Below are 18,655 nucleotides of genomic sequence, written 5' to 3' on the forward strand. Positions count from 1 at the left end.
AGGACGTGTGCTCACAGGATCACGGTCGTACCGGAAGGCGCAAGGCGAAGGTGGTGCGGACGCCCGGGGTGCTGGCGGCCGTGGCGGTGCCACCGTGCGCCTCGGCCAGGTCGCGGACGATCGCGAGGCCGAGGCCGCTGCCGCCGGTGCGGCGGTTGCGGGACTTCTCCGCCCGCCAGAACCGGTCGAAGACGTGCGGAAGGTGCTCGGCGCGGATGCCGATCCCCGTGTCGGTCACCTCGATGACCACGTGGTCGCCGTCCTGGCGGGCGGCCAGCGTGATGCGCCCGCCGGCCGGCGTGTAGCGCAGGGAGTTGGTGACGAGGTTGCCGATGGCCTGGCGGAGTCGTACCGGGTCGGCGGTCAGGGTGGGCGCGCCGGTGCCGCCGGTGGTCAGGGTGAGCCCGGCGGCCTCGGCGCGGCCCCGGTGGGCGGTGGCCACCTGGTCGAGGAGGTCGCCGAGGTGCACGGGTTCGAGGTGCAGGCGCAGCTTGCCCGCGTCGGCGAGGGCGAGGTCCTGGAGGTCGTCCACGATGTGCTGCAGCAGCAGGAGCTCCTCGACCAGGGAGGCGATCAGCGCGGGGTCCAGCTCGGCGACGCCGTCCTGTGCCGCCTCCAGCCAGCCTCTGAGGTTGCTCAGCGGGGTGCGCAACTCGTGGGAGACGTCGCTGACCATGGCCCTGCGCTGCACCTCCATGCGCTGGAGGTGCTCGGACATCTCGTTGAACGCCGTGGCCAGCTCGCTGATCTCGCCGGTCGTCCTGACCTGGACGCGGGCCGAGCTGTCACCGTCGCGCATCCGCCGGGCGGCGTGGGTGAGCGCGTTGACCGGGCCGACCAGGCGCCTGGCCGCCATGACGCTGACGCCGACGGTCAGCACGAGCACGAGGAGGGCGGCGCCGGCGATCGAGGGCAGCGGGATGCGCGGGCCGGTGGCCTCGGCCGGGGATCCGATGTACAGGTAGGCGGCGGGGGCGACGTAGGGGTCGAGCTGTTCCTTGCGGGCGGCGACGATGCAGGAGGAGATCGTCTGGCCGGGCTCGGCGGCCGAGGACGCCGGCCGCTTGTCCTTGGCGACCCAGGTGAAGTCGAGGCCGACCGAGCCGCGTTCCGCGCCCTTGCCCTTCAGGCATCTGCCGACCAGGAGGTTGAGCTGCTTCAACGCGGCCTTCTCGGTGCGCGTCGGCGTGTTGAAGGTGACCGCGTCGCAGGGGGGCTCCACCGCCGGGACCGCCGGGACCGGGACCGGGCTCGGCTCCTGCGGGACGCCCTCGCCGGTCGTCGTCACGGAGGGCCGGCCGGTGTGGGAGACGGTCGTCCGGACGGCCTGCCCGGTGCGTCTCATGCAGGCGGCGTAGGCGCCGGCGGCCTTCCCCAGCCGGACCCGGTCACGGTCGGGCAGCAGGAAGGGGCCCACCGCGCGCGGATCGATGCGGTCCTCGGCCGCCCCCGGCACCAGGGTCACGTCCACGGCCAGCGGATCGACGACGGCCGACACCCGGGCGGGCAGCGGGGTCCCGGCGGCCGCCGAGTCCGCGATGAGGGCGCCCTTCTCCGTGGTCAGCGCGACGCGGCGGCTGTTGGCGGCGGCGAGGTCGCGGACGGTGGCGGCGACGCCGGACCAGTCGGGATGGCGGGCGGCGTAGCCGAGCAGGCTGTTGTTGATCTGGGCGTCGCTGGCCAGCGTCTGGCCCTGCTCGCGCTGGATCGCGCCGGAGGTGCTGCTCGCGGCCAGCCACGCCGTCGCCGTGATCGAGCAGACCGCCACGACGGCCGAGCTGGTGAGCAGCCGGACGAACAGCGACCTCATGCCTGGGTCAGCTTGTAGCCGACGCCGTACACGGTCAGCAGCCGGGACGGGCGGCGCGGCTCGGGCTCGATCTTCTTGCGCAGGTTCATCACGTGCACGTCGACCGTGCGTTCGGTGATGAACCGGTCGAAGCCGTGGACGCGCTCCAGCAGCTGCTTCCTGGTGAACACCCGTTCCGGCTCGGCGGCCAGCGTCTCGACGATCCGGAACTCCGCCAGCGTGCAGTCGACCGGCGTGCCCGCCACGGTGACGGTGTGCCTGACCGGGTCGACGACCAGGTCGCCCGCCCGGAACAGCCGGCCGGTCTCCGGCGCCCTGCCGGTGCGGCGCAGCAGCGTGCGCACGCGGGCCATCAGCTCACGCGGGCTGTACGGCTTGGTCATGTAGTCGTCGGCGCCGAGGTCGAGCCCGAGCAGCAGGTCGTCCTCGGTGGACCGGGCCGTCAGCATCAGGATCGGCAGGTCGGACTCGGCGCGCAGCACCCGGCAGACGTCCAGGCCGTCGACCTTCGGCATCATCACGTCGAGCAGCACGAGGGCGGGGTCCCCCTGCCGGGCCTCGTCGATCGCCGAACGTCCGTCGTGCACGACGCGGACCTCGTGGCCCTCCCGCTCCAGGTAGCGCCTGAGCAGTTCGGCCTGCTTGGGGTCGTCCTCGGCGACCAGCACGTACGCGCACATGGCCCGAGGTTATGCGCACCGCGCGAGTGCATACGGGATCCGCATGACAGGCAAACAGGTTCCACACATTCTGCCGCCAGGCTGCGCCGGGTGAGAACCAACCTGCTTCGTACGGCCGCGGCGACGGCGCTCGCCCTCCTGTCGGCGGGCTGCGCGGGCAGCGCAGACGGCGCCGTACGGCCCGACCCCGCGCGCACCACGCCGGGCACCACGGCGGGCGCCACGGCGAGCACCGTCGCGCGCACCGAGCCGGCGGGCGGCGCCAGGTCGAAGATCGCGAGCGTCAAGGGGGCTCGGATCACGATCTACCGGGGCAGACAGGGCGTGGCCCGGACGACGATCACCAGCCCCAACGACTACGGCGCGACGCGCGTCTTCCTGGTGGACCGCGACGAGGGCGACTGGCTCCAGGTGCTGCTGCCGATCCGGCCCAACGGCAGCAAGGGCTGGATCAGGGCCGCCGACGTGACGCTCGCCGAGACGTCCCACCGCGTGGAGATCGACCGCGGGGCGTTCCGCTTCACGGTCTACGACGGCGACCGGCCCGTCAGGACGGGCAAGGTCGCGACCGGCGAGGCCGGGACGCCGACGCCGCCAGGCCGCTACTTCTTCACCGAGCTGGTGCGGCCCACCGGCGACGGCGGGGCCTACGGCGCGTACGCCTTCGGGCTGAGCGGCTTCTCGCCGGTGCTGAAGAGCTTCGCCGGCGGCCCCGGCCAGCTGGCGATCCACGGGACGAACAAGCCGTCCGCCATCGGCACGCGGGCCAGCCACGGCTGCGTCCGGGTCGGCAACGACGACATCACCTGGATGGCGAAGAACCTGGCGATCGGCACTCCGGTCGTCGTCAAGGGCTGATGCCCTGCTCGAAGGATGAGAGGAACCCTATGAAGATCAGAACCATGCTGGTCGGCGGCGTCGCGGCGCTGGCGCTCGCGGCGGGCCTCGCCGGGCTCTCCGGGACGGCCTCGGCCGAGCCCAAGAAGCCCGCCGCAGTGCCCGCGGCAGTGCCCGCAGCGGTGCCCGCAGCAGTGCCCGCCGTGGCCACCTCCGCGGCGCCCTCGCCGGTGCCCGCCGAAGGCCGCCGGCCCACGGTGGAGCAGACGGCGGGGCCGAGGGAGCCGGTCGCCGTCAAGCCGCGGTACACCGGCTGAACACGACCCGTCGCCGCCGCGTGACGTCCCTCCTCCCCTGCCCGTCGGCCGCGTCGGCGGCCTGGCCATCACGGGCAGGAGCGGGGCCCGGACGCCGCGGCGCCACGTGCGGACGGCGAACGGGGCGGCCACGCCGTCCCTGACCACGCACGGCACGGCGTCCGTGACGCCGCCCCTCCCCCGCCGGGGTCCGACCCCGGCGGGGGCTTTCTTTTTCGAGCCCTCCTGTGCGCCGACGCCCGAGGACCGGGCCTTTCCCGTCGCGCTCCCGGCCTCGCCGTCCCGTGAGGTCCCGCGACGGATGTGCTTGCCCGTCCGCGGATTTTCGTGCCTTTCGATCACGTTTGCGGGACTGCCCTGGCGAAGAGGATCATGTCGGTGTGGCGTTCCGGAACAGTGGTGCGAAGGCCGCACTCCTCGCCGACGTCCGGAGCCCGGGGTCTGCCTGTCGCCGGTCCAGGAGGTTCGCGCGCTCCGGCCGTCGCTGGGCGCCGGGACGCCGCTGACCGCCTGCCGAGCCGTCCCGCGCCCACCGGCCGATGACGCGCCCTCCTGCAAGCAAGGTCATGGCAGGTTCCAAGTCAGTGGCAAGCCAGGTCACCGATGCTGCTGCGCGGACGACCATGGGCGAAAGGAGCACGTAACCGCAGAACATGACATTTGCCGCGAATGCCCCCCACCGCACCCGCCGACCGCGCGACACTGAACCGCCCGCACGACCCCGCACGACCCCACGCGCCCAGCGACGACCTCGCCCGGGCCCGCGTGCCGTCCCGAGGAACGGGCTGTTCCATACCGCCCACCCGGGCACGTTTGACCTTTGCTGGAAAGAGGACACATGACTACGGATGTGACGGGCGCGAACCGCCCTCCCACCGACTCGCCGGGACGCCTCCACGAGGCCCTGGAGGCGCAGTGCCGACGGACACCCGATCGCCTCGCCGTCGTCGCGGGCACAAGCCGGATGACCTACGCCAAGCTCGACCGCAGGGCCAACGGGATCGCCAACGCCCTGGCCGCGCGGGGGGTCGCACGCGGCGACCTGGTGGGCATCTGCCTCGACCGCGACGAGTGGCTGGTGCCCGCGCTGATCGGGGTGCTCAAGGCGGGCGCGGCCTACGTGCCGCTGGACCCCGCCTACCCGGCGGAACGCTTACGTTTCATGGCCGAGGACGCCGCCATGACCGCGGTGGTCACCTCGGCGGCGCGGCGCGAGACCGCGGCGCCGACCGGCGCGGACGCCGTGCTCGTCGACGACGTGACGCCCGCCGCGCACGGGCCGCAGGTGCCCGGCGAGCCGGACGACGCCGCGTACGTGATCTACACCTCCGGCTCCACCGGCCGTCCCAAGGGCGTGGTCGTGGAGCACCGCAACACCCTGAACCTGGTGCGCTGGGAGGCGTCCGCCTACACCGCCGAGGAGCTGAGCGGCATGCTCGCCGGCTCCTCCATCTGCTTCGACGCCTCGATCACCCAGATCTTCACGCCGCTGTCCGCCGGCGGGACCGTGATCATGGCGGACAACGTGCTGGCGCTGCCGACGCTGCCCGCCCGCGACGAGGTGCGCACGGTCTTCGGCGTCCCGTCCGCGCTGTCGGTGCTGCTGCGCGAGCCGCTGCCGGACGGCGTGCGCATGGTGCTGTCCGGCGGCGAGCGGCTGACCGCCGCGCTGGTCGCGCGCGTGTACGCCAACCCCGGCGTGCGCCGCGTGCTCAACATGTACGGCCCCACCGAGTGCACCACCGGCTCCACCCTGTTCGAGGTGAGCCGCGACCACCAGGGCGACCCGCCGCTGGGCGGGCCGATGGCGAACGCGCTGCTCAGCGTGCGCGACGCCGCCGGCAGGCCGGTCCCCGAGGGCGAGGTCGGCGAGTTGTGGATCGGCGGCCCGAACGTGACCCGCGGCTACCTGGGCCACGACTCGCAGGCGTTCGGCACCGACCCGGACGGCACCCGCGTCTACCGCACCGGCGACCTGGTCCGGCGGGTGGACGGCGAGCTGCGCTACGTGGGCCGCGCCGACGACCAGGTCAAGATCCGCGGCTACCGGGTGGAGCTGGGCGAGGTCGAGTCGGCGCTGGACCGCCATCCCGCGGTGCGCCGCGCCGTCGTCCTGGCCCACACCGACGACGACGGCATCGCCTACCTCGTCGCGCACGTGGCCGCCTCCGGCGTGACCGAGCCCGAGCTGCGCGACTGGCTGCGTGACCGGCTGCCCGACCACCTGGTCCCGGCCAGGATCGGCGTCACCGGCGACCTGCCGATCGCCCCCACCGGCAAGGTGGACCGCGCGGCCCTGCCCAAGCTGGGCGCCGCCCGGACGGGGACCGCGGCGCCGGTCGCGCCCCGGACGGACGACGAGCGCCAGGTGGCTGAGGTGATCGCGGCCGTGCTGGGCCTGCCGGAGGTGGGCGTGCACGACCGGTTCGCCGACCTGGGCGGGCACTCGCTGGCCGCCGCCCGGGTGGTGACCGAGCTGTCCCGGCGGCTGGGGCACACCGTGCCGCTGGCGACGTTCCTGACCGAGCCGACCGCGGCCGGGCTGGCGGCGCGCCTGCGTGAGCCGGGATCGGCTCCGGTGCGGCGGACCGGCCGGACCAGCCACCCGCTCACCGCCGCCCAGCGCGAGTTCTGGACGTTGCGCCAGCTCCACCCGCACAGCCCGGTCACCACCGTGTCGATCCGGCTGCGCGTGCGCGACCTGAGCGGGAGCGCGCCGCTGCGCCGGGCGCTGGACGCGGTCCTGCGCCGGCACGAGGCCCTGCGCAGCACGATCTCCGTCGGCGAGGACGGCGTCCCGTACGCGGTCGTGCACCCGCCCGTCGCCGTCCCCCTGGTCGAGCATCCGGCGGGCGCGGACCCGGTGAAGGTGGCCCGGGCCGCGGTGGAGCACGTGTTCGACGTGACGACCGAGGTGCCGTTGCTGCGCGCCAGCCTGTGCCCCGTCGGAGAGGGCGTGGCCGAGCTGGTGCTCGTGACGGACCACATCGCCTTCGACGGCGGCTCGACCGGCGTGCTGATGGACGAGCTGGCCGCCGAGCTGGCGGGTGAGCCCGTCCCCGAGCCGGCGGTGCAGCTCGGCGACGTGGCGGTGCGCGAGCAGGAGGACCGGCCCGACCTCGAACGGCTGCGGGAGTTCTGGCGCGGCGAGCTGGCGGGGGCGCCGGTGGCGGGGCCGCCGCCCGGCGACCTGACGACGTGCCGGGTGGTCAGGCCGCTCACCGAGGAGTTCACGGACGGCGTGGCCGCGCTGGCCCGCGCGTGCGGCGCGACGCCGTACGCGGTCTACCTGGCCGCGCTCGCCCTGGCCGCCGGGGAGCCGGACACGCTGGTCGGCATGGTCGCGGCGCGGCGCGCCCGGCCGGAGCTGGCCCGGGTCGTCGGGCCGCTGATCGACACGGTCCCGGTGCGGCTGCGGCCGGACGCCGCGCCGACCTTCCGCGACCTGGTCCGGCAGGCCGGGCAGGCCGCCACGCGGGCGCTGGTCCACCAGGAGGTCCCGCCCGCCGACGTGCCGCGCGCCCCGGTGCTGCTGGCCATGCAGCACGCCGAGGTGCCGGTGCGCGCCGGCTGCCTCGAACTGCTGACCGAGGTCGGCCCGGGCGCGGCGGTGCACGAGTTCAGCGTGCTGGTCAACCGCACGGCCGCCGGCGCCGAGCTGCACCTGGAGTACGCGGTCGCGCTGCTCGGCCGGGAGGCGGCCGGGGCGTACCTGGACCGGCTGCTGTGGCTGCTGCGGCGCGTGGTGGCCGAGCCGGACCTGGCGATCGCCACGTTCGAGCCGGTCACCCCGGACGAACGCGCCGCGCTACTGGCCCGCGCGGCCGGCCCCCGGCTGCCGGACGACCTGCCGCCGGTGCCGCTGTCGCTCGCCGCGCACGCCACCGGCACGGCGGTGGTCGGCCCGGACGGCGTCGCCCTGAGTCACGCCGAGCTGAACGACCGCGCCGACCGGATCGCGGCCGGGCTGCTGGCGCACGGGGTGTCGCGCGGCGACGTGGTCGGCGTCCACGTGCCGCGGGACGAGATGTTGCCCGCTGCGCTGCTGGGCGTGTGGCGGGCGGGGGCGGCGTACCTGCCGCTGGACCCGGAACACCCGGCCGAGCGGCTGCGCCTGCTGGCCGCGGACGCCGGCGCCCGCGTGGTCCTCACCCGCGCCGGGACACCCCCGCAGACGGCACCCGGCAAGGACGGGCCGGTGACGCTCGACGTGGACCGGCTCGCGGCGGGCCCCCGCGCGGACCTTCCCGAGGTGCGCGCCGAGGACCTGGCGTACGTCACCTACACCTCCGGCTCCACCGGCGCCCCCAAGGGGGTCGAGGTCACTCACGGCGCCCTGGCCGCCCTCGTGGCCGGCATGATCTCCGCGCTCCGCCTCGGCCCGGCCGACGTGCAGCCCGCGGTCGCGCCGCTGAGCTTCGACACCTCGGCCTCCGAGCTGTGGAGCGTCCTGGCCGCCGGCGGCACGTCGGTGGTGGTGGACAGGGCCACGGCCACCGACGGGCACGCGCTGGCGGAGCTGATCACCGCCGGCGCGGCCACGGTGATCGACCTGGTGCCGACCGCGTACCGGATGCTGATCGCGGCGGGCTGGGCGGGTGACCCCGCGCTGCGCGCCGTCGCCGGCGGGGAGGCGCTGGACCCGGCGCTGGCCGAGCAGATCCTGCTGCGCGTCGGCGAGTTGTGGAACGCCTACGGGCCCACCGAGACCACCGTCACCTCCACGCTGCACCGGGTGCGCCCGCACGAGGGCGACCGGGTGCCGATCGGGTCGCCGATGCCGGGCGAGCGGGCGTACGTGGTCGACGCGCGGCTGCGGCTGGTGCCGCCGGGCGCGGTCGGCGAGCTGCTGCTGGGCGGCGCCGGGGTGGCCCGCGGCTACCGGGGCCGTCCGGACCTGACCGCGGCCGCCTTCGTGGCCGACCCGTTCACGCCGGACGGCCGCTGCTACCGCACCGGCGACCTGGCGCGCTGGCGACCGGACGGGACGCTGGAGTTCCACGGCCGCCACGACCACCAGGTGAAGATCCGCGGCCACCGGATCGAGCTGGGCGAGATCGAGGCCGTGCTGCGCGAGGTCGCCGAGGCCGCGGTGACCGTGGCGGGCACGGACGCGCAGGCCCACCTGGTCGGCTACGTCGCGCCGGAGACGGCGGACCTGGCCGCGGTCGAGCGGCACGCCCGGTCCCGGCTGCCCGGCCACATGGTGCCGCGCCGCTGGGTCGCGCTGCCGGCCCTGCCCACGCTGCCCAGCGGCAAGGTCGACCGTCACGCGCTGCCCGAGCCGGACACCGGCCCGGCCCCGGCGCGGGCCGAACCGGCCACCGAGGCCGAGCTCCTGGTGGCCGCCGTCTGGGCCGAGGTGCTCGAACGGCCCGAGGTCTGGGCCGGCGACGACTTCTTCGCCCTCGGCGGAGCCTCGTTCGCCGCGACCAGGGTGGCCGCCCGCCTGCGCGAGATGTTGCAGGTCACCGTGCCCGTGCGGCTGGTGTTCGACCGGCCGGTGCTGGCCGACTTCGCCGTCGCGCTGGAGGAACTGCTGGCCGCCGACCTGATCGAGGGGAACGAGGGATGACCGAGGTACGTGAGGACCGGATCGCCGAACTCGTCCGGTCCAGGCTCGCCGCCGCCCTGAAGCAGAAGGAGCAGGCCGCCGTCCCCCGGATCCCGGCGACGTCGGCCGCGGACATGCCGCTGTCGCCGGCGCAGCAGCGGCTGTGGTTCCTGGCCCAACTCGAACCGGGCACGCCCGCCTACAACGTGCCGCTGAGGCTGCGGCTGCGCGGCCCGGTGGACGTCGCCGCCCTCACCGGCGCGGTGGCGGACCTGGCCGAGCGGCACTGGATCCTGCGCGGCGTCATCGAGGACGGACGCGTGCGGCCCGTCGCCGCCGTGCCGGTGCCCGTGGTCGACATGGTGGTCGACATGGTGGTCGACATGGTGGCCGCCGCCCCGGAGGAGCTGGAGCGGGAGCTGGCCGAGCACGCCTGGCGGCCGTTCCGGCTGGACGCCGAGCCGCCCCTGCGGGCCACGCTCTACCGGCTCGGCGACGAGGAGTGCGTGCTCGCGCTCACCCTGCACCACATCGCCACCGACGCCTGGTCGGAACGCGTGCTGCTGGACGATCTCGCCCACCTGTACGCCGCCCGCCTCGGCCTGGAGCCGCCCCCCGCTGCCCCGGCCCTGCAGTACGCGGACGTGGCCGCGTGGGAGGCCGGACGGCCCGACGCCGACCTCGACTGGTGGGCCGCTCACCTGGCGGGCCTGCCGCCGGTGCTCGACCTGCCGCTCGCCCGCCCGCGCCCGGCCGTCCCCACGTGGGAGGGGGCGGCGGTCGCGGTGGAGGTGCCCGAGGCGTTGTCGGCGAAGGTGCGCGCGGTGGCCGGGACGTCGCCGTTCATGGTGTTCCTGGCCGGTTTGCAGGCGTTGCTGAGCCGCCTGTCCGGCGTGGACGACATCGCGATCGGCGTGCCGCACGCGGGCCGCCACCACCCCGACGCCGAGCGGGTCGTCGGCTGTTTCATCAACACGCTGGTGGTGCGCGGCGACACCGCGGGCGACCCGACCGGCGCCGAGCTGCTGGCCCGTGCGCGCACGGCGGCGCTGGACGCGTTCGCGCACGCCGGCACGCCGTTCGAGCGGGTCGTGGAGCGGCTGCAGCCGGAGCGGAACCTCGCGGTCACGCCGCTGTTCCAGGTGATGCTCAACGTCTACGACACCGGCGCGCCGCCGTCGCTGCCGGGGCTGGCGGTCGAGGCCGGGACGCCGCCCGCGCCGACCGCCAAGTTCGACCTGAACCTGGAGCTCGGCGACGACGGCACCCGCTTCTCCGGCGAGTTACGCTTCCGCACCGACCTGTTCGACGAGGCCACCGTGCGCCGGCTGGCCGGCTGGTACCTGGAGCTGCTGGACGGCATGCTCACCGACCCGGGCGCGCCGGTGCGGCTGCCGGCCGGCGACGACCTGCGCGGCCGGGACGCCGGCCTGCCCGTCGACGTGCCGCTGCACACGCTGGTCGAGCGGATGGCCGACGCCCGCCCCGACGCGGTCGCGGTCGGCTCGCTCAGCTACGCCGAGCTGGACCGCCGCGCCAACCAGGTGGCCCACTGGCTGCTGGAGAGCGGGGTGCGGCCGCAGGAGCCGGTCGGCGTGCTGCTGGAGCGGCGGCCCGAGCTGGTGGTCGCCGTGCTCGGCGTGCTCAAGGCGGGCGCCGCCTACCTGCCGCTCGACCCGGTCTACCCGGAGCGGCGCAACCAGGCGGTGGTGGCCGACGCCGGAGCGCGGATCGTGCTCACCGGCGCCGAGCTCGCCGCCGCGGCGCAGGCGTCCGGCGAGCGTCCCGGCGTGGCGGTGCGGCCGGAGCACCTGGCGTACGTGATCTACACCTCGGGCTCGACCGGACGGCCGAAGGGCGTCGCGGTCGAGCACCGGCACATCACGCACTACCTCGGCGCGGTGGCCGACGTCCTCCCCGCGGGGATGACGTCGTTCGCGCTGGTCTCCACCGCCGCCGCCGACCTGGGCATGACGAACCTGTGGTGCGCGCTGACCACGGGCGCCACCCTCCACCTGATCGACCACGAGACGGCCACCGACCCGGCCGCGTTCGCCGCCCGCCTGGCGGCGCACCCGGTGGACGCGATCAAGATGGTGCCCAGCCAGCTCGAACTCCTCGGCACGGCCGCCCTGCCCGCCAAGCTGCTGATCCTGGCCGGCGAGGCGGTGCCGGCGGACCTGGTCGCGCGGGTCCGGGCGGCGCGGCCGGACCTGGAGGTGCAGATCCACTACGGCCCCACCGAGACCACGGTGTCGGCGCTGGCCTGCGACGCCGGCCAGGCGCTGGCCGAGCTGGGGCCGGGCCGGGCGCCGCTGGGCCGGCCGCTGGCCGACGTGGTGTGCCGGGTGGCCGACCCGTCCGGACGGGCGTTGCCGCCCGGCGTGCCCGGTGAGCTGTGGATCGGCGGCCCGAGCGTGGCCCGCGGCTACCTGGGCCGTCCCGACCTCACCGCGGAGCGGTTCACCGGCGGCTGGTACCGCACCGGCGACCGGGTCCGGGTGACCGGGGACGGGCTGATCGAGTTCCTCGGACGGATCGACGACCAGGTGAAGGTGCGCGGCTTCCGCGTCGAGCTGGGCGAGGTCGCCGCGGCGTTGCGGGCCCTGCCGCAGGTCGCGGAGGCGTACGTGCAGCCGGTCGGCGACGGCCTGGAGCGCCGCCTGGCCGCCTGGGTGACGCCCGCGACGGTGGACGCGGCCCAGGTGCGCTCGGCGCTGCGCGAGCGGCTGCCCGACTACATGGTGCCGGCCGCGATCGGCGTGCTGGAGGCGTTGCCGCTCACGCCGAACGGCAAGGTGGACCGGGCGGCGCTGCCCGTGCCCGAGTCGGGGCCCGCGGTGCGGGTGCCGCTGGGCACGCCCGCCGAGCGCCTGGTCGGCGAGGTCTGGGCGGACGTGCTCGAACTCGCCGAGGTGTGGGCGGACGACGACTTCTTCGCCCTCGGCGGGCACTCGTTCGCGGCGACCCGGGTGGCCGGGCGGCTGCGGGAGCGGCTGGGCGCGGCGGTGCCGGTGCGGCTGCTGTTCGAGCATCCGGTGCTGGCCGACCTGGCCGCCGCGCTGCCCCGTCCGGCCACCGCGGCGCGCGTGCGGCGCGCGCCGGCGGACGGGCCGGTGCCGCTGTCCGGGGTGCAGGCCAGGCTGTGGTTCCTGGCGCAGCTCGAACCGGACAGCAGCGCCTACAACGTGCCGGTGGCGCTGCGGCTGCGCGGCCCGCTGCGCGCGGAGGCGCTGCTGGACGCGGTGCGCGACCTGGCCGAGCGGCACCACGTGCTGCGCGGCGTGGTCGACGACTCCGGCCCCGAGCCGGTGATGGTGGTGCGGGACGCCGCCGAGGTGCCCGTCTCCACCGCGCGCGTGGACCGGTCCGAGGTCGAGGACGTGCTGGCCGGGCACCTGGCGACGCCGTTCGCGCTGGACCGCGAGCCGCCGATGCGGGCGGTGCTGCTCACGGTCGGCGAACCTGGGGCCGGCGACGAGCACGTGCTCTCGCTCACCTTCCACCACATCGCCACCGACGCGTGGACGCGCGGGCTGCTGCTGTCGGAGCTGTCCGGCCTGTACGCCGCCCGCCTCGGCCTGCGCCCGCCGCTCGACCCGCCCCCTGCGCAGTACGCCGAGGTCTCGCCGGTCCCCGACCCGGCCGACCTGGACTGGTGGGCCGGGCACCTGGACGGCCTGCCGCCGGTGCTCGACCTGCCCACCGACCGGCCGCGCCCCGCGGTGCCCGACCCGGGCGGAGCCGCGCTGGACCTGGAGCTCCCGCCGGAGCTGAGCGAGCGGATCAGGGCGGTGGCCGCCGCCTACCGGTCCACGCCGTTCATCGTGCTGCTGGCCGGGTTGCAGGCGCTGCTGGCCCGGCTGTCGGCGAGCGCGGACATCGCGGTCGGCGTGCCGGTCTCCGGCCGCGACCACCCGGACACCGAAGGCGTGGTCGGCTGCTTCCTCAACACCGTGGTCGTGCGGACCGACGTGGGCGGCGACCCGACCGGGCGCGACCTGCTGGCCCGCGCGCGGGAGTCCGCCCTGGGCGCGCTCGCGCACGCGGGCACGCCGTTCGACCGGGTGGTGGACCGGCTGCGGCCGGAGCGGAACCTGGCGGCCACGCCGCTGTTCCAGGTGATGCTCAACTACGTCCCCGGCGTGGCCGGGGCGGAGCTGCCCGGCCTGGAGGCGTCCGAGATCCACCTGCCGGAGCTGACCACCAAGTTCGACCTGAGCTGGCACGTCGTGGACGACGGGCCGGGCGCGCCGCTGCGCGGCGGCCTCGCCTACCGGACCGACCTGTTCGAACCGGGCACCGCGGCCAAGCTGACCCGCTGGTACGCCGCCCTGCTCGACGGGCTGCTCGCCGACCTGGACACGCCGGTGGGCGCGGTGCCGCTGGAGCCGGTGACCGGTCCGGCGCTGGCCGGCGGGCCGCCGCCGGAGCCGCCCGCCGGGGCGGTGCACCACCTGATCGAACGCTGGGTGGACGAGACCCCCGGCGCGCCGGCCGTGGTGGGCGCCGACCGCGCCCTGACCTACGCCGAGCTGGAGGCGGCCGCCAACCGGATCGCCCACTGGCTGCTGGAAGCCGGGGTGAGCGCCGACGAGCCGGTCGGCGTGCTGCTGGAGCCGGGCGCGGACCTGGCGTGCGCGTTGTTCGGCATCCAGAAGTCGGGCGGCGGCTACCTGCCGATGGACCCGGCGTACCCGGCGGCGCGGATCGCCGCGATGCTGGAGGCCGCCGGGGTGCGCGCCGTGGTGACGGTGAGCGAGTTCGCGCCCCTGATCGGGGACGGCAGGCGGGTACTGACGCTGGACCGGCCGCCGTCCCTGCCGGACACCCGGCCCCGGGTCGAGGTGCTGCCGGAGCACCTGCACCACGTGATCTTCACGTCGGGGTCCACCGGCACGCCCAAGGCGGTGGCCGCCGAGCACGGCGGCGTCCTGAACTACCTGGGCGGCATGCTGCCGCGCATCGGCGTGCCCGGCGGGTCGTTCGCGGTGGTCTCCACGCCCGCCGCCGACTTCGGCCTGACCTGCGTGTTCGGCGCGCTGACCACCGGCGGGACGGTGCACCTGGTGCCGCGCGAGACCGCGATGGACCCGGCCGCGTTCGCCGGATACCTGGCCGAGCACCGGGTGGACGTCGTCAAGTGCGTCCCGAGCCACCTGGAGCTGCTGGCCTCGGGCGGCGACCTGGCCGCCGTGCTGCCGCGCCGGCTGCTGATCCTGGCGGGCGAGGCGTGCCCGTGGGACCTGGTGGAGCGGGCCCGCGCCGCCCGGCCCGAGCTCAGGATCCAGAGCCACTACGGACACACCGAGTCCACGATGATCTGCCTGGTGTGCGACACCGAGGAGATCCCCGCCGACCGGCGGACCGGCATCGTGCCGCTGGGCCGTCCGCTGCCCGGCGTGTACGGGCACCTGGTGGACGCCGAGCTGCGGCCGGTGCCGCCCGGCGTGCCCGGCGAGCTGGTGGTCGGCGGCCCCGGCGTCACCCGCGGCTACATCGGCCGGCCCGAGCTGACCGCCGAGCGGTTCGTCCCCGACCCGCTGACCGGGCAGGGACGTTGCTACCGCAGCGGCGACCTGCTGCGCGTCACCTCCGACGGCCGGATCGAGTTCCGCGGCCGGGTGGACGACCAGGTCAAGGTGCGCGGCTACCGGGTGGAGCTGGGCGAGGTCACCACCGCGCTGCGGGCGCTGCCCCAGGTCGCCGAGGCCGTGGTGCTGCCCGTCGGCGAGGGCAAGGCCAGGCAGCTCGCCGCGTGGGTGACGCCCGCGACCGTGGAGGCCGCGGCCGTGCGCTCGGCGCTGCGTGAGCGGCTGCCCGACTACATGGTCCCGGCGCACGTCGTCGCGCTCGACCGGCTGCCACTCAACCCGAACGGGAAGATCGACCGGGCCGCCCTGCCCGAGCCGGTGGCCGAGCAGGCCGCGTACGCGGCGCCCTCGACGCCGAACGAGGAGCTGGTCGCCGGGGCCTTCGCCCGGGTGCTCGGCGTGGAGCGGGTCGGGGCGGGCGACGACTTCTTCGCCCTCGGCGGCGACTCGTTCGCCGCGGTGCGCGCGGTCAAGGAGATCGGCCGCGGGCTGCGGGTGATCGACCTGTTCACCCGGCCGACCGTCGCCCAGCTGGCCGCCTTCCTCGGCCAGGAGAGCGGCGGCGGGCTGCTGCACCGCCTGGGCGGCGGACGGGCCGGCGAGTTCACGCTGGTGTGCGTGCCGTACGGCGGCGGGTCGGCGGCGGTGTACCAGCCGCTGGCCCAGGCGCTGGGCGACCGGGTGGAGGTGCTCTCCGCCGAGCTGCCCGGCCACGACCCGGCCCGCCCCGACGAGCTGCCGCTGCCGCTGGCGGAGCTGGTGGACGTGCTGGCCGCCGAGGTGGCGGCGACCGCGTCGGGCCCGGTCGCGATCTACGGCCACTGCGTGGGCTCCGCGCCCGCCGTCGCGCTCGCGCGCAAGCTGGAGGCCGACGGCGTGCCCGTGCTGGGCGTGATCGCCGCCGCCGGCTTCCCGGCCGCGCGGCTGCCCGGCATGGTCAGGCGGCTGTTCGGCGGCGACCGCTGGGTGTCCGACCGGATGTTCCGCGACGCGCTGCGCGCCTCCGGCGGGCTGCTCGACGACATGGACGAGGCCGCCAAACGCACCGCCGTCCGCGCCATGCGGCACGACGCCGACCAGGCGCAGGAGTGGTTCGGCCAGGAGCTGGCCGGCGAGGGGACGCCGCTGCGCGCCCCGATCCTGAGCCTGGTCGGGGAGCGCGACCGCGCCACCGAGCTGCACGAGGAGCGCTACACCGAGTGGGCGGCGTTCGCGCCGCGGGTGGAGCGGGCCGTGCTGCCCAGGGCCGGGCACTACTTCCTGCGTCACCAGGCCGAGCCGCTGGCCGCCGTCGTGCTGGCGCACCTGACCCGCTGGGCGGCCGGAACGCTGCCCGATCCGGTGCGCCCGCCCGAACGCACCAGGCTGGGGTCCTTCTACACCGTCGCCGGCGGGCAGATCGTCTCGGCGCTGGGCACGGCGCTGAGCTCGTTCGCGCTCGGCGTGTGGGCCTACCAGCGCAGCGGCGAGATCCTGGATCTGGCGCTGGTCACGATGCTCGCGCAGATCCCGGCCGTGCTGCTCACCCCGCTGGGCGGCGCGCTGGCCGACCGGGTCGACCGGCGCAAGATCATGCTGGCCTGCGACGCGCTGTCCGGGCTCGCCATGGTGGCGCTGGTGCTGCTGCTGACCACCGACCGGCTGGAGTTCTGGAACGTCTGCCTCATCGTGGGCGTGACCTCGGTCGTGTCGGCGTTCCAGCAGCCTGCCTGGCTGGCGGCGATCGCGCAGCTGGTGCCCAAACCGTACCTGCCGCAGGCCAACGCGCTGGCCAACGTGGGCTTCGGCGCGGGCAACGTGGTCGCGCCGCTCGCGGGCGGCGCGCTGATCGGCCTGTTCGGGCTGTCGGCGGTGGTGGCCGTGGACGTGGCCACGTTCGCGGTCGGCGTGCTGACGCTGCTGCTGGTGCGCTTCCCCGACCGGCTGTTCCACCGGCGTGAGGAGACGTTCACGGCGGCGCTCACCGGCGGGTGGCGGTTCCTGCGCCGGCGGCGTCCGCTGATGGTGATGGCGCTCTACTTCGCGGTGGTGAACTTCTGCACCGCGCTGATGTGGGTGCTGGTCACCCCGGTCGTGCTGGCCATCGGCGACTCGGCCGACCTCGGCGCGGTGACCGCCGTCGGCGGCGTCGGCGCGGCCGTGGGCACCGGCGTGGTGCTGGTGTGGGGCGGCACCCGGCGGCGGGCGACCGGCATGATCGGTTTCGTCGTCGGGTCCGGGCTCGGCGTGGTGCTGATGGGCGTGTGGCCGGTCGTGTGGCTGGTCGCGGCCGGGTTGTTCGTCCGGCTGGCGTGCATGAGCATCGGCAACGCGCACTGGCTGTCGATCATCCAGGTCAAGGTGGGGCCGGAGCTGCAGGGGCGGGTGCTCGCGGTGAACATCATGATCGCCACAGCCATGCAGCCGATCGGCTTCCTCTCCGCCGGGCCGCTGGCGGACTGGGCCGGACGGTTCGCCGGCGGTCCCGGCGGGGGCGCCGGGGTGGTGCTGCTGGCCAGCGGCGTGTTCCTGGTGCTGTGGGGGCTGCTGGGGCTGCGGCACCGGCCGCTGCACCACCTGGAGGACCTCGTCCCGGACGCCGCCCCGCCCTCGGAGGCCGCGGCCGACCTGGACGCCATCCAGGAGAGGGTGCTGAGCGCATGAACGAGAGTGCTGTTGCCATGGAGGCGGAGAGGGCGGCGGGACTGGTCACCGCGGCCGACGTCCGCGCGGCCGGCGACCGCATCGCGCCGTACGTCCGGCGCACGCCGCTGCTGCGGCTGCCCGGCGAACGGCTCTGGGTCAAACCGGAGAACCGGCAGCCCACCCGCTCCTTCAAGGTGCGCGGCGCGGCCAACGCCGTGGGCCGGCTGGCCGGGCGCGGCGTCCGGCACGTGGTGGCGCAGTCGTCGGGCAACCACGCCCAGGCCATCGCCTACGCCGCCGCCGAACACGGGGTGCGGGCGACCGTCGTCCTGCCGGACACGGCGCCGGAGCTGAAGGTGAGCGCCGCGCGCCGGCTCGGCGCGGAGGTGGTGATCGTCCCGCCCGCTCTGCGGGAGGAGGCGTGCCTGGCGCTGGCCGACCGGTTCGGCGCGACGGTGATCGGCTCCGACGCGTTCGACGTCATCGCCGGGCACGGCAGCGCCGGGACCGAGATCTGCCTGGACCTGCCGGACGCGGGGACCGTCCTGGTGCCCGTCTGCAACGGCGGCCTGCTGGCCGGGATCGCGGTCGCCGTCAAGGCCGCCGACCCGGCGATCCGGGTGATCGGCGTCGAGCCCGAGCTGGCCGCCGACGGGACGGCCAGCTTCCGGTCGGGCACGCGCACGGCGTGGCCGGTGGAGCTGACCTACCGCACGCGGGCCGACGGACTGCGCGCGCCGGTGCTGGGCGCCCTGGCCTGGGAGCACATCCACCGGTACGTGGACGACATGGTGACCGTGACCGAGGACGCCATCGACGCCGCCGCCGGCCTGCTCCACCGGGAGCTGGGGGAACGCGCCGAACCCAGCGGCGCGGTGGCCACCGCCGCCTACCTCACCCACCAGGCGCACCTGCCGCCGGGACCGGTCGTCGCGGTCCTCTCCGGCGGCAACGTCGCGATCAGCCCGGAACCCAGCGAGGAACCCAGCCAGGAGCCGCTGGCGCGCAGCACGTGATCCGTGCCGGAGCCACTGGCGCGAAGCATGTGCTCGCGCTTTCCGTCGCGCTCCCGCTGATGCGGGTGAACCCGCCGGCTGGGGGTGCGTGACTGTTGTGGTGGGGGGGGGGGGCCGGGGCCCCCCCCCCCCCCCCCGCGCAGAAAAAAAACCCCCCCGAGGAGAGCCGCCACACACACCACCAACAAAACAAAAAAAACCAACAACAACACCCCCCCCCCA

7 protein-coding genes are annotated in these 18,655 nt (G+C 75.6%); 5 read left to right on the forward strand and 2 right to left on the reverse strand.

The genetic code is table 11. The features are described 5' to 3' along the window. Window positions 1-19: 19 nt before the first annotated feature. On the reverse strand, window positions 20-1,810 hold the full coding sequence (locus ABT158_RS22285; protein ID WP_352356150.1) for a sensor histidine kinase: 1,791 nt from the start codon (window positions 1,808-1,810) through the stop codon (window positions 20-22). After that, entirely contained in the window at window positions 1,807-2,490 is a 684-nt protein-coding gene (locus tag ABT158_RS22290; RefSeq protein ID WP_352356152.1) for a response regulator transcription factor, read from the reverse strand. Before ABT158_RS22290 ends, ABT158_RS22285 begins: the two co-directional genes overlap by 4 nt. A gap of 90 nt (window positions 2,491-2,580) precedes the next feature. On the opposite strand from ABT158_RS22290, the gene ABT158_RS22295 reads away from it, so the two are divergent. The 5 genes from ABT158_RS22295 (at window position 2,581) to ABT158_RS22315 (ending at window position 18,433) form a co-directional block, all read left to right on the forward strand. After that, on the forward strand, window positions 2,581-3,348 hold the full coding sequence (locus ABT158_RS22295) for a L,D-transpeptidase (protein ID WP_352356154.1): 768 nt from the start codon (window positions 2,581-2,583) through the stop codon (window positions 3,346-3,348). 29 nt (window positions 3,349-3,377) lie between these two features. After that, on the forward strand, window positions 3,378-3,644 hold the full coding sequence (locus tag ABT158_RS22300) for a hypothetical protein (RefSeq protein ID WP_352356156.1): 267 nt from the start codon (window positions 3,378-3,380) through the stop codon (window positions 3,642-3,644). Between the two features lie 838 nt (window positions 3,645-4,482). Then, complete coding sequence (locus tag ABT158_RS22305; RefSeq protein ID WP_352356158.1) at window positions 4,483-9,219, forward strand: non-ribosomal peptide synthetase; 4,737 nt, start codon at window positions 4,483-4,485, stop codon at window positions 9,217-9,219. Beyond that, on the forward strand, window positions 9,216-17,435 hold the full coding sequence (locus ABT158_RS22310) for a non-ribosomal peptide synthetase/MFS transporter (protein WP_352356160.1): 8,220 nt from the start codon (window positions 9,216-9,218) through the stop codon (window positions 17,433-17,435). Before ABT158_RS22305 ends, ABT158_RS22310 begins: the two co-directional genes overlap by 4 nt. Next, entirely contained in the window at window positions 17,432-18,433 is a 1,002-nt protein-coding gene (locus ABT158_RS22315) for a threonine ammonia-lyase (protein WP_352356162.1), read from the forward strand. Before ABT158_RS22310 ends, ABT158_RS22315 begins: the two co-directional genes overlap by 4 nt. Window positions 18,434-18,655: the final 222 nt, after the last annotated feature.

This window comes from Nonomuraea sp. NPDC001636 (genome assembly GCF_040298265.1).
In the GTDB taxonomy this organism is placed as follows: domain Bacteria; phylum Actinomycetota; class Actinomycetes; order Streptosporangiales; family Streptosporangiaceae; genus Nonomuraea.